Raw genomic sequence first — 14,444 nt, forward strand, 5'->3', positions numbered from 1 at the left:
CTTAATGGGGCGCGCCCACCTGCGTGCGCGCCCTTCATCCTGAATTTAAAAGATAAATCGGAGCCTATACCCATGGCCGACATCCTTACCCCCGTCCTCGGCGAGTCCGTTTCCGAGGCCACCATTGCCAAGTGGACCAAGAAGCCCGGCGACGCCGTGAAGAAGGACGAAATCCTCGTCGAGCTGGAAACCGACAAGGTTTCGCTCGAAGTGGCCGCCCCTTCTGACGGCACCCTGACCGAAATCCTCGCCGGTGAAGGCGATACCGTCACCCCCGGTGCCGTGCTGGGCCGTATCGGCGCTGCCGGTGCGGCTGTCGCCTCCACGCCGGCGGCTGCGCCTGCTGCGTCTGCGGCCCCCGCTGCGGCGCCGGCGGCTGCCCCTGCGGCGGCGGGCGCGGCCCTGCTCGACGTCAAGACCCCGGTGATGGGCGAGTCGGTCGCCGAAGGCGCCATCTCGCGCTGGGCTAAGAAGGTCGGCGAAGCGGTGAAGAAGGACGAAATCCTCGTCGAGATTGAAACCGATAAGGTCGCCGTCGAAGTGGCCTCTCCGGCCGACGGCGTCATCGCTGAAATCGTCGCCGCAGACGGCGCGACCGTCACGCCGGGTCAGGTCATTGCCCGTATCGCTGCGGGCGCTTCGGCCGGTTCTGTGGCCGCTGCCCCTGCTGCCGCTCCGGCTCCGGCGGCTGCCCCCGCTGCGGCTCCGCAAAAGGCCTCTGAGCACCTGTCGCCTGCCGTTCAGCGCATCGTTTCCGAAACCGGCCTGAACACGGCCGGTATTGCGGGTACGGGCAAGGACGGCCGCATCACCAAGGGTGACGCCCTGGCGGCCCTGTCCACCCCCGCTGCGGTCGCTGTGGCCCCAGTTGCCGCGGCTCCCTCCGCCCCGGTCGCCCCGCGCGAAGTCGGCCCGCGTGAAGAGCGCGTCAAGATGACCCGCCTGCGTCAGACCATTGCCCGTCGCCTGAAGGAGTCGCAAAACACCGCGGCTCAGCTCACCACCTTCAACGAAGTGGACATGTCCACCGTGATGAGCCTTCGCAACGCCTACAAGGACGTCTTCGAAAAGCGCCACGGCGTGAAACTGGGCTTCATGTCCTTCTTCGCCAAGGCCGTCGTCGCCGCCCTGAAGGACATCCCGGCGCTCAACGCGGAAATCGAAGGCACGGACATCATCTACAAGAACCACTACGACCTGGGCGTCGCCGTGGGTACGGAAAAGGGTCTGGTCGTGCCGGTCCTGCGTGACGTCGATGACCTGTCGCTGGCCGGTATCGAAAAGGGCATCGCCGCGCTGGGCAAGCAGGCGCGTGACGGCACCCTGTCGCTGGATCAGCTGCAAGGTGGCACCTTCACCATCACCAATGGCGGCATCTATGGCTCGCTGATGTCTACGCCGATCCTCAACATGCCGCAGGTCGGCATTCTGGGGATGCACGCCATCAAGGAACGCCCGATGGTTGTCAACGGTCAGATCGTCGCCCGCCCGATGATGTACCTGGCCCTTTCCTACGACCACCGCATCGTAGATGGCAAGGAAGCCGTGACCTTCCTCGTCCGCGTTAAGGAAGGCCTCGAAGACCCGCAACGTTTCGTCCTCGATGTGTAGTTTCGCGTCGTGACGTGACTTATTGGAAAGCCGTTCCGTTCAACGGAGCGGCTTTTCTTTTGTCTAGATCCGCAGTTTATCCGCAGGGGAGCCTGATGCTGAAACGTCTTGTCCTGATCGTTATGGCCTTTAGTCTGAGCGGCTGTCTGACGCTTCAGCGCACCGAGACGGAGTACCCGCGCGCTGCGGACTATCAGCCAGTGGGTTTTCCCAATGTGCGCTTTTCGGCCACTGATCCCAACATTCCAGCTCGTCTCGAAGCCGATGCGCGCAAGGACATGCAACTGAACGGGATGCAGCGCTTTGACGTTCTGGCCCTGTCCGGGGGTGGCGCAGACGGGGCCTTCGGGGCTGGGGTTCTGGCGGGCTGGAGCAAGCGCGGGGACCGCCCGCAGTTTCGCATGGTGACAGGGGTTTCAACGGGGGCTCTGATCGCGCCCTTCGCCTATCTCGGCCCCGCCTATGATGAGAAGCTGAAAGACGCCTATACCAGCGGCGTGGCCGACAGCCTGACCAAATCGCGCGGCCTGTTGTCGCTATTCACGCCGGGTGTGCTCGATTCCAAGGCTCTTTACGCGCTGGTCAGCACCTATGTCGATGAGACCATGGTGCGCGATATCGCCCGCGAACACCTTAAAGGGCGGCGCTTGCTGGTCGGCACGACCAATCTAGATGCCCAGACGGGCGTGCTGTGGGATCTGGGGGAAATCTCGGCCATTGCCGTCCGCGACGGCTCACCGCGCAAGATGCGCGACGCCATCGACCTGATCCGTCAGGTGCTGGTTGCCTCGTCTTCGGTCCCGGCCGCCTTCGCGCCCGTGATGATCACGGTCGAACCGGTGCCGGGCGGGCAAAGCGTCCCCACAGGTCCGCGTCCGTTTCAGGAAATGCACGTCGATGGTGGCGTCACCCTGCCCTTCTTCATCCTGCCTGAGTCAATGATGAACTGGACCGTGCCCAAAGGGTTGATCAGTGGCGGGCATATCTATGTCATCATCAATGGCAAGATCACGCCGCAGCCCGCCATCACCCCTTACAATGCGCTGGAAATCATGGGCCGCTCGCTCGACACCCTGACCAAGGCGCAGGCGCGCGGGACCTTGATCAGCCTCTATGCTTTTGCCCAGCGCAGCCAGATGGATGTGTCCGAAGTCGCCCTGCCGGATGAATTTATCGAAGGCGGCCTTTTGGCGTTCGAGAAAGACTCTATGCGCCGCGTCTTCTATTACGGCTATCAGTTGGGGGCGTCTGACAAACTCTGGACGGTCGATACGCCACCCAATTGAACCGGATAGGCAACCGTGCTTTAATAAAACAAATATAATTATTCCTGTCAGGGGGACCTTCCATGTCAGTTCCATTTCGCGCGGCAGTGACCGCCATAACCGCTGTTTGCCTTCTTGTGTCACTGCCGGCCCAGGCTGCCAGCAGCAAGGCCGGCACGTTCAATTCGGCCGCTTCCCGCAAAGCCTGGCCGCATATTCAGCGTGCCATGACGGGTGATATGGCGGAGATGGCCGATAAGGCGACGGAACTGAAGCCGGAATACGTGTTGTCTTATGGACTGGCACTCGAAATGGGCCGCGAACCGGTCAGGCTCAGCGGCCTGCAAAAGTCTCGCATTCAGTCCGTGTTTCAGGACTTCCTGAATATGTACATCCGCAAGTCGGACAATATCAAACTGGACGGTCGCGAAGAGGCCCTGCTTGGTCAACCCGACTTCTGGATTATGGTGGCGCGCGAACTGGGTCGGCCTCAAACGGTCGCCATGATGCGCGATATTCCCCTACCGGGCATGGATGGCATGTCGGGCAGCGGCGGCGCCGCCTTTTTCACCGGAGGCGGTGGCGTGGACAATCCGTTCAGTAAGGAAGATTATACGCTGAAAGGCGATAAGGTACTGAACCGCTATATGGTTTATGCGTCGCAATCCTGCGTCATCTATGCCCGCACGGCGCAGCGCATGAAACGTGTGCTGGCCATCCCCGCATCGGAAGCGCCGCATCTGTCGCCGGCAGCGTACAAGCAAAACTATGACACCGCTCTGGCGCTCTATAAGGACGCCAATCGTCAGGGCCCGCAGGCCTGCGGGTCGCGGGACTTCTACACTCAGGTTCTGACCTATGCCGACCGCAATATGGGCGCTCTGGAAAGGCTGAAAGCCGATCCGACTCTGGCCGCCGCCGCGATTGGCGATAACGGCAGCGCCTCAGACGCGAATAAGCCGTAGGCAAGACACGCCGCATAGGTTAAAACAGCGTTAACCCTGTTATGCGGAGCGCCTGTCGATGAAGTACGTGCGTTGGTTTATCGCCCTGATCGTTGTGGCCTATGTCGGCTGGATCGCTTTTCCGGTCATCAAGTCGGCCCTGACCCCGAGCTATGAACCGCAGGTCTCCATGCGGCAGGCCGATGATGACACCCATGTCGGGGGCGCCAGCATTCTGAGTGCAGACGACTCCTACGGTGCTGACATTGCGCCGGTGCCTGCCGATTCCATTCAGGGCGAAACCGCCGTAGCGGCCATCCAGTCCGACAACAAGCCGGTCATCTGGCTGTGGGGCGGGGTGATCGTCTTTTATCTCATCGCGGCGTTTCTGTTTGCCAAGGGCAATGTGCGCGCAGCACTGGCCTATGGTGCGGCCTTTGTGGCCGATGTGGTGCTGACCTTCCTGACCAAAGGAGAGGCCGGGTCGGGCCTATTTGACCGTATCCTTGAGATCCTCTCTGGCTGGGACCCGCGCTATACACTCACTCTGGTGGCCATGGTGCTGGGCTTCATCATTCTGATGGCGCGCGGTCGTCCGTTGCCGAAGCGCCATCTGGCTTACGAAAACTAGCGTTTCATCTCAAAATACCCACATAGGGCTTGACCCCTGCCGCGTGGAATTTTACGGCAGGGCAGGAAGTCTTATGCGCTAAACTTAAGGGCCAACGCCATGTCTCAGGACCAAAGCTTCGACGTCGTCATCATCGGGGGCGGCCCCGGCGGCTACAATGCCGCTATCCGCGCCGGTCAACTGGGTCTGAAGACCGCCATCGTTGAATCGCGCGGTGTTCTGGGCGGGACGTGCCTTAATGTCGGTTGTATGCCGTCTAAGGCGTTGTTGCACGCTTCGGAACTGTTCGAAGCCGCTCACCACGAATTCAAGACCATCGGCATCGAAGTTCCCGCTCCGACGCTCAACCTCGTCCAGATGATGAAGGCCAAGCAGGACAGCGTGACCGCCCTGACCAAGGGCATCGAATTCCTGATGAAGAAGAACAAGGTCACTTACTTCGTCGGCTTCGGCAAGATCGAAGGTCAGGGCAAGGTGTCGGTCACCGCGCAGGACGGTTCGGTCCAGCACCTGACCACCAAAAACATCGTCATTGCCACGGGCTCAGAGCCGACGCCGCTGCCGGGTGTTACTGTCGATCAGAAGCAGATCGTGGACTCCACCGGCGCCCTGTCGCTGCCGACGGTGCCGAAGCACCTCGTCGTTGTTGGCGCAGGCATTATCGGCCTCGAACTCGGGTCGGTGTGGCGTCGCCTCGGTGCCAAGGTGACGGTCGTGGAATTCCTAGACCGCATCACGCCGGGCATGGATACCGAAGTCGCCACTGGCTTCCAGAAGATTTTGGCCAAGCAGGGCTTCACCTTCAAGCTGGGCACCAAGGTAACCGCCGCCAAGACGGGCGCGACTGGCGTCACCCTGTCGCTGGAAGCGGCCAAGGGGGGCAACCCCGAAACCCTCGAAGCCGATGTGGTGCTGGTCGCCATTGGTCGCCGTCCGTTCACGCAAGGCCTGGGCCTTGAAACTGTTGGGATCACCACTGATCAGCGCGGCTTCATCCCGACCAACCACTTCAAGACCGCGGCACCGGGCGTGTGGGCGATTGGTGACGTGATCACCGGCCCGATGCTGGCGCACAAGGCCGAAGAAGACGCTGTCGCGGCCATCGAGCTGATCGCCGGTAAGGCCGGTCACGTCGATTATGATCTGGTCCCGTCGGTTGTTTATACCTTCCCGGAAGTGGCCTGGGTCGGCAAAACCGAAGACCAGCTTAAGGCGGCGGGCGTTCAGTATAAGGTCGGCAAGTTCCCGTTCATGGCCAACAGCCGCGCCAAGATCAATCACGAGACCGATGGCTTTGTGAAGTTCCTGGCGGATGCCAAGACCGACCGTGTCTATGGCGTGCACATCATGGGTCCTCAGGCCGGTGAAATGATCGGCGAAGCCTGTGTACTTATGGCTTTTGGGGGCGCTTCGGAAGACCTCGCGCGCATCTGTCACCCGCACCCGACCCGTTCGGAAGCCGTGCGTCAGGCGGCTATGGGTGTCGAGGGCTGGACGATGCAGGCCTGATACCTGGCAGGGGGTTTGGGGCCTGCGGCCCCAAGCCTTACCCTTCAAACAAAAAAGCCTCTTCGGGAAAACCGAAGGGGCTTTTTTGTTTAAATAAAGGCTTGTGGGGTCACGGACCCCACGCCCCGAAACAGGTTTCAGCCCTTCGGGTGCGCCGCCGCGTAGGCGCTTAGCAGGCGTTCGGCATCGACCTGCGTATATTTTTGCGTCGTGGATAAAGACGCATGGCCCAGCAGTTCCTGAATCGCGCGCAGGTCTGCGCCTGAGCCCAGCAGGTGCGTGGCGAACGAATGTCTGAGGGCGTGCGGAGTAGCGCGATCCGACAGACCCAGACGTGAGCGCAGATGCTGCACGCTCAGTTGCACATGGCGCGGACTGAGCGGCCCGCCGCGCACAGCGCGAAACAGCGCCTCTTCTGATGTCAGCGTAAAGGGCTGAAGGCGTGTGTAGGTCTCCACCGCCTCACGCACAGCCTCCAGAACGGGCACCAGCCGCGTCTTATTGCCTTTACCGATAATGCGTAGTGTCTCCCCCAGCGGTGTGTCCTTGACCGTCAGCGACAGGGCTTCGGAGATGCGCAGACCGCAGCCATAGAGCAGCAGCAGCACGGCCCGATCGCGCGCCGCCTCCCATTCGGACCTGTCAGCATCCAGCTCGATCTCGGTCAGCAGACCTTGTGCCTGATCCTCATTCAGCGGTCGGGGCAGGCTGGCCTTCAGACGCGGCCCCTGAGTGAGTGCCACCTGCGCATTGGCATAGCCCAGATGCAGATCAAGATAGCTGTGAAACGACTTGATGGCCGACAAATGCTGCGCCAGAGACCGCGCCGACAGGGGCTCATCCTTGCCACGCAGATAGGCCATCCAGCCGCGAATATCGGCAGAAGTCAGATGCGCCAGGTCGGTCGGGTCGATGTCAGCGCCTAACGCTTTACGCAGATGGCCGATATAGAGGGCAAAGGCGTGGCCATAGGCCTCAAGCGTGCGCGGCGAGACGCGCTTTTGCGCTTTGAGATACTGAAGCCATTGCAAACGGGCATCGTCGATAGTCATGCCCGTAAGTTTAAGGTTAATCTCTGACCAAGGGCTTAAGACAATACCGGCCAGCGTTCGGCGACGCGCTCAACCACACGGGCGATAAAGGCGACCAGTTCAGCCCCCATGTCCGGGCTGAAACCTTCCCAATCGGCAGAGCCGAAAGCGACTGCGCCGGGGCGCCCTTCGCGCCACATGGCGGTGCGGATGACCGCGGCGGATTTGATGCGGCGAACCTCGTCTCCGAACAGAGCCCGGCACACCCCATCCGGCCCCAGCAGCGACAGACCGGTCTCACCGATAATATAGTCCACGCCGCCGTAATCGAGTGTCATCCAGCCCAGCGGAATGGGAGCCGTGTCTTCCAGCGCTATGGTGGCACAGACAAGACCGAAACGATTGCGTACCTCGTCGTTGAGGCGGCGGGCCAGATCGGAATGGTTGCGCGCCTCCATCAGTGACAGGGCCATGGCGTGCGCTTGGCCCTGAGCGTCGAAATTGGCGCGGGCCGTCGCCTCGATCTGGCGGCGCATGTCGAAATCGCGTATGGCCTTGGCCTCCAGCCGCGAGAGAGCGGCCGGGCCAAAGTCAATAAGGTTGCGCGTCTTGGGCTGAAGCCCCAACTTGTCCAGCAGCTCGCGATCCTGCTTCAGTTCCTGCACAAAGTCCGGCAGGAGACCGCGCAGGGTCTGATAATCCATCAGGGCGGCGAGGCGCTCGGTCGTCGTCGGGTCGCGAAAATCTGAGGACATGTGGGCTATCGGGTGTGGTAAACGGCCGGTTAAACTTGGCGTTGACACAAGTGATGGCATAAAAAAGGCGTGGGGATGAGTCAATTCTATGGTTAACGCTTAAAATCTTATGGACAGTCCCGCCGACAGCCTGATCGAAGCCCCCGCCGTTGCGACTCGGCGGGCAAAGGTCGTGGTGCTGGCCCCCATGGACACGGCGCTCGACTACCTCATTCCAGACGATCTTGACCTCAGTGTCGGCGATCACGTGTGGGTGCCTCTGGGCCATGCAAAAGTGCGCGGCGTGGTGGTCGAGCTGTACCACAGCGCCGAGGCCGCCAAGCTGAAGCCGGTTGCCACGCGCATCGATGACCCGCGCGTGCCGGAGGCGAGCCTGCGCTTCTGGCTGTGGGCGGCGGCCTGGACCCTGACCGCGCCAGGCACCTTCCTCAAAGGCTGCCTGCAAGCCCTTAAAACCCCAAAGGCGCAAGCGCGACACGGCTATGTGCGGCGTGAGATCGAAGCGCTCAAATTCACGGCCAAACAGGCGCGCGTACTGGAACTGGCCGTTTTGCCCCTGACGGCGGCGCAGCTGGCACAGGCGGCGGGGGTGACACCGGGCGTGGTGCAGACGCTTGAAAAGAAGGGCTGGCTGGAAAAGGTCGAACTGAGCCGCGAAGGTTTCGCCGCCCCCGACCCGGATCATAAGACGCCCAGCCTCAATGCCGATCAGGGGGCGGCTGACCGCCTGCTACAAAACGAATGGGAGCGTCAGGGCTTCGCGCCGGTTCTGCTCGATGGAGTTACGGGTTCGGGCAAGACCGAGGTCTATCTGGAAAGCGTGGCGCGGGCCCTGCGCGATGATCCAACGGCTCAGGTGCTGGTCCTTCTGCCGGAAATCGCCCTGACCACGGCGGTGATGGGGCGTTTGCAAAGCCGCTTTGGCGTGCCGCCGGTGCAGTGGCATTCGGCGGTGTCGGCGTCGCAGCGCCGGCGCATCTGGGATGGCGTGGCCTCAGGCGAGGCGCGCCTGATCGTAGGCGCACGGTCGGCCCTGTTCCTGCCCTATACGAATCTCAAACTTATCGTTATCGACGAAGAACACGACGGCTCCTACAAACAGGAAGAGGGTGTGCGCTATCAGGCCCGCGATCTGGCGGTCATGCGTGCTCATCGAGACGGCTTCATGGTGGTGCTGGCTTCGGCGACCCCGTCGCTGGAAACCCTGACCAATGCGCAGAAGGGCCGCTATCAGTGGGTGCGGCTGGAAAGCCGCCACGGCACCGCGCAACTGCCGGATATTGCGCTGATTGACATGAAGACGCACCCGCCGGAAAAGGGTTTCTGGCTGTCCGACCTGTTGGTGGGGGAGATACTGGCCACCTTGCAACGGCGCGAACAGGTGCTGTTGTTCCTCAATCGTCGCGGGTACGCGCCTCTGGTTCTGTGCCGGGCGTGCGGGGAGCGCATGACCTCGCCCAAGACGGATTCCTGGCTGGTCGAACACAAATCGACGGGGCGGCTGGTCTGTCACCTGACCGGCTTTTCGATGAAAAAGCCCGACCGCTGCCCACATTGTGGCGCGCTCGACAGCCTGACTGCCATCGGGCCGGGGGTTGAGCGCATCCTTGAGGAGGTGCACGAACGCTTCCCGCAAGCGCGGGCCGAAATCTTCTCCTCGGACACCACGCCGGATGCCGACTCGTCGGCAGCTCTGATCAAACGGGTGGAAAATCATGAAATCGACATTCTGATCGCCACGCAGGCCGCCGCCAAGGGGCACAACTTCCTCAATCTCACTCTGGTCGGCATTGTCGATGCCGATCTGGGCCTGAAGGGCGGTGATCTGCGCGCGGCGGAGCGGACGTTTCAGCTTCTGGCGCAGGCCACGGGGCGTGCGGGCCGGGCGACCAAGCCGGGACGCGCGCTACTGCAAACCTACACGCCGGAGCACCCGGTGATGCAGGCCTTACAGGCGCAGGACCGCGACGCCTTCTACGCCTACGAGCAGATGAGCCGCGATATTGCGCAGTTCCCGCCCTTTGGCCGGCTGGGGGCGGTCATCCTGTCGGCCAAGGACAATGGCCTGCTTAACCGCTATGCGCGCGAACTGGCGCTGGCTATTCCCAATACCGAAGGCATCGACGTTTATGGGCCTGCTGATGCGCCGCTGAGCCTTGTGCGCGGTATGTGGCGCAAACGCTTTCTCGTACGGGCCGACCGCAACCGCGACCTTCAGGGCTTTATGAACGCCTGGCTGAAAAGCCTGAAAGCCCCTAATGCCGTGCGCGTAGTGACCGATATCGAGCCGTATAGCTTCCTTTAATTATACCAACGGCCGAAGATGCTCACGGCATCCGGCGGTTAAAAACTCGAGAATTTCTTATATGTGTCAGCGATATGAGAAACTCTCGAAACGCATACCAAGGGTCATTTTCAGTGACGCTTGGTATCAGGCATAAATAGCGGCGCGGGGACCATAGACGGCGCGTTCGTCATCCAGACCCTTGTTGATGTCCAGAAGAACCTTGTCGATCTCTTCCATATCCTTACCCGAGGATTTGAAGGCTTCGACCGTGTCCTTGTCTACCTTCTGAAAGGCCAGTTTGATTTTGGCCGTTTCAAACAGGTCCTTCACCGCCTTCACCAGACCGCGCACCTGCTTCATGAAGTCGTTGACCTCCATCAGCTCGCCCTCAGCGCGCTGACGCTCGGTCTTCACATAGGCTTCGGCGGCACCCCTTATGTCGGCAGCGGTCGGGATATAGGGAGCGGTTGCTTCGCCTGGGGCATTCGTTTCAGCGGTGGGCGTAGCCTCTGCCGCTTTATCCTCCGACATGGGGTCCGATTCGTCTGTGAAACCGGCCTCTTCGGCAGCCTCCGGCGGTTGTGTTTCTGTGTCTGCGTTGGGCACGGGCTGGCTGGCCGCGCTCTGGGCCGCGCTGAAACCGCTCACATCCATGTCATTGCCACCGGCCTTGGCATAGTCCTTCACCGCGGCCTTCAGCTCCTTCATCAGATTGGCCAGCATCTTGGCCATGATTTTCGGGTCGCTCTTGCCCAGTTCCTTGATGATCTTCAGCCGCTCGACCAGTTGCATCACCTTGGCCTTGGCGCGCGCTCGCGCATCGTCGCGCGTTTTTTTAGGCATCTCGTTCAGAGTATCGGCGGCTGTCTTCTGCGCCTCGGCCTTCTGGGCCCTAGCCAGTTTCAGCCGGTCGTTCAGGTCACTCAGGGTGGCGGACGCGGTGTTCTGACCGCTGATGCCAAGGGTGCCAATAGTCATCTGTTGAGCCTTCTGCTAACGCGGTTAGCTTAACGCAACAGGCTTAACCGAGTATTGAAGACGCAAAACGCCCCCGGTGGCGGGCCGGGGGCATCGTTTGCTTTCGATTGCCTTCGCTATCAGATATGCGGATCGGGCGATTGCGCGGCCTTTTTCTTCTGTGCACCGCGCGACAGCATGTTGAGGCCTTCGACCATCGCCGAGAAGGCCATGGCGGCATAGATATAGCCCTTGGGCACATGGACGCCGAAGCCTTCGGCGATCAGCACGGTACCGATCATCAGCAGGAAGCCCAGTGCCAGCATGACCACGGTGGGATTCTTTTCGATAAAGTTTGCCAGCGGGTCCGAGGCCAGCATCATGACCAGAACCGCCACCACTACGGCGACCATCATCACCGGCACGTGTTCAGTCATGCCGACCGCCGTCAGGATAGAATCGACCGAGAAGACCAGATCAAGCAGGATAATCTGCACGATGGCGGCCCCGGCGTTGTTGATCGTGGCGTTCTTTGCGTCCATCACGTCGTGGGTGGGGGCGGGATCGACCGTATGGTGGATTTCCTTGGTCGCCTTCCACACCAGGAACAGGCCCCCGGCGATCAGGATCATGTCCTTCCACGAGAAAGACGTCTCAAACATCGGCTCACCGTGTTCGCCCAGCGGGCCGACCAGCCCCAGGTTGAACACCTCAGCTTTCAGGCCGATGATCCAGCCGATGGTCAGAAGCAGGCCCAGACGCATGATGAGCGCCAGCCCGATACCGATACGGCGGGTTTTCTGACGGTCGTGTTCCGGCAGCTTGTTGGAGAGGATGGAGATAAAGACGAGATTGTCGATGCCGAGCACCACCTCCATCACGATCAGGGTGATAAGGGCCGCCCAGACGGCGGGGTCGGACAAAAGGGCCATAAGGTCCATAAGGGCTTTCTCGGAAAGGGAAGGGACAGACGCCCTCAATAGACGCTATGGCGTAAGCCGACAATGTTTCGGATAACCGCGAAATCGATTGCGCGCGATACCATCTGCATTTTTTGCCGCTAAACAGCCTTGTGGCTGAAAAAAGGCGACACGACCTGTGAAGGGCGCATGGTCACAGAAAAGTGAAAAATGCTTTTTGGTTAGTTGCGGTGGGTCAGACCCCATGCTAAGAGGCGCGCGGCTTGAAAGGCCGGTCGCTTTTGCGCGCCTGTGATTTTAGTGCGCCCCGCCGGCTCCCGGAAAAGCCCATTCCACTTATTTCTTTGGCTGGAAGTTATCGTGAGCGATATTTTTAGAGAGACAGAGGTCGGTGAGCGTTACGCCAAGGCCGTATTCGAACTGGCGGACACCGCCGGTCACCTCGATGCGGTACAGGCGGACCTTAAGACCCTGAAGGCGCTGCTGATCGAAAGCAAGGATCTGCGCCGTCTCGTTACCTCCCATGCCTTCAAATCCGAAGATAAGCTGAAGGGCCTGACCGCCGTTCTCAACACGGCCACGCCGAACGCCCTGACGCTCAAGGCGCTGGGTCTTATGGCGCACAATGGCCGTTTAGATCAGGTCTTCGGCCTCATCACCGCCTTCACCCGCCTATACGATGCCAAGAAGGGTATCGTCTCGGCGGTCGTCACTTCCGCCACGGCCCTGACCGATGAGCAGGTGACCGGTCTTCAGGCCGCGCTGCGTACCGCGCTCGGTCAAGACCCTGTCCTTAGCCAGACGGTCGATCCGTCGCTGCTGGGCGGCCTCAAGGTTCGCGTCGGCTCGCGCCTGTTCGACGCTTCGCTTAAAACCAAACTCGACTCCCTCAAATTTGCCCTCAAGCGGGCGTAAGACGCCAAAAAGAGCATGCCAATGGACATTCGTGCTGCCGAGATTTCGGCCATCCTCAAAGCTCAGATTGCCGGTTTCGGCGAAGAAGCCGACGTTTCGGACGTCGGTTCGGTTCTGTCGGTCGGTGACGGTATCGCCCGCGTGCACGGCCTGGATCAGGTTCAGGCCGGTGAAATGGTCTCCTTCCCCAAGGCGGGCGTGAAGGGCATGGCCCTGAACCTCGAAAAGGACAATGTCGGCGTCGTTATCTTCGGCGAAGACCGTGAAGTGCGCGAAGGCGATGAAGTCCGTCGCCTTGGCGAAATCGTGCAGGTGCCGGTCGGCAAGGGCCTTCTGGGCCGCGTCGTCAACCCGCTGGGTGAGCCGATCGACGGCAAGGGCCCGATCGAAGCGACCGAATTCCGCCGCGTGGACGTCAAGGCCCCCGGCATCATCCCGCGCAAGTCGGTGCACGAGCCCGTGCAGACCGGCATCAAGGCCATCGACACCCTGATCCCCGTCGGCCGTGGCCAGCGCGAGCTGATCATCGGCGACCGTCAGACCGGTAAGACTGCCGTCGCCATCGACGCCATCCTGAACCAGAAGGCTGCCAACGCCGGTACCGACGAGTCGGCCAAGCTCTACTGCATCTACGTCGTCATCGGCCAGAAGCGCTCGACCGTCGCCCAGATCGTCAAGTCGCTGGAAGAAAACGGCGCGCTCGACTACACCATCATCGTCGCCGCCACCGCGTCGGAACCGGCCCCGCTGCAATATCTCGCGCCGTTCGCCGGTTGCGCCATGGGCGAGTTCTTCCGCGACAACGGTATGCATGGCCTGATCATCTATGACGATCTGTCGAAGCAAGCCGTTGCCTATCGCCAGATGTCGCTGCTGCTGCGCCGTCCGCCGGGCCGCGAAGCCTATCCGGGCGACGTCTTCTATCTGCACTCGCGCCTGCTGGAACGCGCCGCGAAGCTGAACGACGAAAACGGCGCCGGTTCGCTGACCGCCCTGCCGATCATCGAGACCCAGGCCAACGACGTGTCGGCCTACATCCCGACCAACGTGATCTCGATCACCGACGGTCAGATCTTCCTCGAAACCGACCTCTTTTATCAGGGCATCCGTCCGGCCGTGAACGTTGGTCTGTCGGTGTCGCGCGTCGGCTCGGCGGCTCAGATCAAGGCGATGAAGCAGGTCGCCGGTTCGATCAAGGGCGACCTGGCCCAGTATCGCGAAATGGCAGCCTTCGCCAAGTTTGGTTCTGACCTCGACGCCGCCACGCAGCGCCTGCTGGCCCGCGGCGCGCGCCTGACCGAGCTTCTGAAGCAGCCGCAATATTCGCCGCTGAAGGTCGAAGAGCAGGTGGCGGTGATCTATGCCGGTACCCGCGGTTACCTCGACAAGGTCGCGGTGGGCGATGTGGGTCGCTTCGAGCGTGAGTTCCTGTCGCTTCTGCGTGGCAAGCACGTCGATCTTCTGACCGCCATCCGCGAGAAGAAGGCCCTGACGCCGGAGCTGGAAGAGCAGCTGAAGGCCATCGTGGCCGACTACGCCGCCAACTTCGCATAATAAACCTCCTCCCCTGCGCGAGCGGGGGAGCGGGGCGGCCCCTGCCGTGGCCAGCTTGTCTGGCC

The 14,444-nt window shown here is 61.3% G+C and carries 12 protein-coding genes; 8 read left to right on the forward strand and 4 right to left on the reverse strand.

Features of this window, described 5'->3' with window-relative positions; all coding sequences use genetic code 11:
• Positions 1–72: 72 nt before the first annotated feature.
• The 5 genes from odhB to lpdA all read left to right on the forward strand — a co-directional run bounded on the left by odhB (position 73) and on the right by lpdA (position 5,960).
• Positions 73–1,611, forward strand: coding sequence for a 2-oxoglutarate dehydrogenase complex dihydrolipoyllysine-residue succinyltransferase (odhB, locus tag PQU94_RS02440; RefSeq protein ID WP_438263726.1), 1,539 nt, complete (start codon positions 73–75; stop codon positions 1,609–1,611).
• 95 nt (positions 1,612–1,706) lie between these two features.
• Positions 1,707–2,897, forward strand: a complete 1,191-nt coding sequence (locus PQU94_RS02445) for a patatin-like phospholipase family protein (RefSeq protein ID WP_272739894.1) — start codon at positions 1,707–1,709, stop codon at positions 2,895–2,897.
• 62 nt (positions 2,898–2,959) lie between these two features.
• Positions 2,960–3,841, forward strand: coding sequence for a hypothetical protein (locus PQU94_RS02450; protein WP_272739895.1), 882 nt, complete (start codon positions 2,960–2,962; stop codon positions 3,839–3,841).
• Between the two features lie 58 nt (positions 3,842–3,899).
• Positions 3,900–4,451, forward strand: a complete 552-nt coding sequence (locus PQU94_RS02455; RefSeq protein WP_272739896.1) for a hypothetical protein — start codon at positions 3,900–3,902, stop codon at positions 4,449–4,451.
• 99 nt (positions 4,452–4,550) lie between these two features.
• Positions 4,551–5,960 (forward strand): dihydrolipoyl dehydrogenase, encoded by a 1,410-nt coding sequence (gene lpdA / locus PQU94_RS02460; RefSeq protein ID WP_272739897.1) that lies wholly within the window; start codon positions 4,551–4,553, stop codon positions 5,958–5,960.
• A gap of 137 nt (positions 5,961–6,097) precedes the next feature.
• Here the strand turns inward: lpdA and PQU94_RS02465 are convergent, their stop codons facing one another.
• Together PQU94_RS02465 and PQU94_RS02470 are read right to left on the reverse strand one after the other, a co-directional pair.
• Positions 6,098–7,012 carry a tyrosine recombinase XerC gene (locus PQU94_RS02465; protein ID WP_272739898.1) on the reverse strand — a complete coding sequence of 305 codons (915 nt, stop codon included), beginning with the start codon at positions 7,010–7,012 and terminating at the stop codon, positions 6,098–6,100.
• A gap of 35 nt (positions 7,013–7,047) precedes the next feature.
• Positions 7,048–7,746 (reverse strand): DUF484 family protein, encoded by a 699-nt coding sequence (locus PQU94_RS02470; protein ID WP_272739899.1) that lies wholly within the window; start codon positions 7,744–7,746, stop codon positions 7,048–7,050.
• Between the two features lie 109 nt (positions 7,747–7,855).
• Here PQU94_RS02470 and PQU94_RS02475 point away from each other — a divergent pair, with 109 nt between their 5' ends.
• Positions 7,856–10,051 carry a primosomal protein N' gene (locus tag PQU94_RS02475; protein WP_272739900.1) on the forward strand — a complete coding sequence of 732 codons (2,196 nt, stop codon included), beginning with the start codon at positions 7,856–7,858 and terminating at the stop codon, positions 10,049–10,051.
• A gap of 126 nt (positions 10,052–10,177) precedes the next feature.
• Here the strand turns inward: PQU94_RS02475 and PQU94_RS02480 are convergent, their stop codons facing one another.
• Positions 10,178–11,011 (reverse strand): hypothetical protein, encoded by an 834-nt coding sequence (locus PQU94_RS02480; RefSeq protein WP_272739901.1) that lies wholly within the window; start codon positions 11,009–11,011, stop codon positions 10,178–10,180.
• Positions 11,012–11,130: 119 nt separating this feature from the next.
• Positions 11,131–11,931: a TerC family protein gene (locus PQU94_RS02485; protein WP_272739902.1), complete on the reverse strand. Its 801-nt coding sequence runs from the start codon at positions 11,929–11,931 to the stop codon at positions 11,131–11,133.
• A 339-nt stretch (positions 11,932–12,270) separates the two neighbouring features.
• Between PQU94_RS02485 and PQU94_RS02490 the strand changes: the two genes are divergently transcribed.
• Positions 12,271–12,825, forward strand: coding sequence for a F0F1 ATP synthase subunit delta (locus PQU94_RS02490; RefSeq protein ID WP_272739903.1), 555 nt, complete (start codon positions 12,271–12,273; stop codon positions 12,823–12,825).
• Between the two features lie 21 nt (positions 12,826–12,846).
• The gene (gene atpA / locus PQU94_RS02495) at positions 12,847–14,379 is read left to right on the forward strand and encodes a F0F1 ATP synthase subunit alpha (RefSeq protein WP_126421875.1); all 1,533 of its coding nucleotides are present in this window, start codon (positions 12,847–12,849) and stop codon (positions 14,377–14,379) included.
• The last annotated feature ends 65 nt before the right edge of the window (positions 14,380–14,444 follow it).

Origin of the sequence: Asticcacaulis currens (genome assembly GCF_028550395.1) — a bacterium.
Classification (GTDB): Bacteria; Pseudomonadota; Alphaproteobacteria; order Caulobacterales; family Caulobacteraceae; genus Asticcacaulis; species Asticcacaulis currens.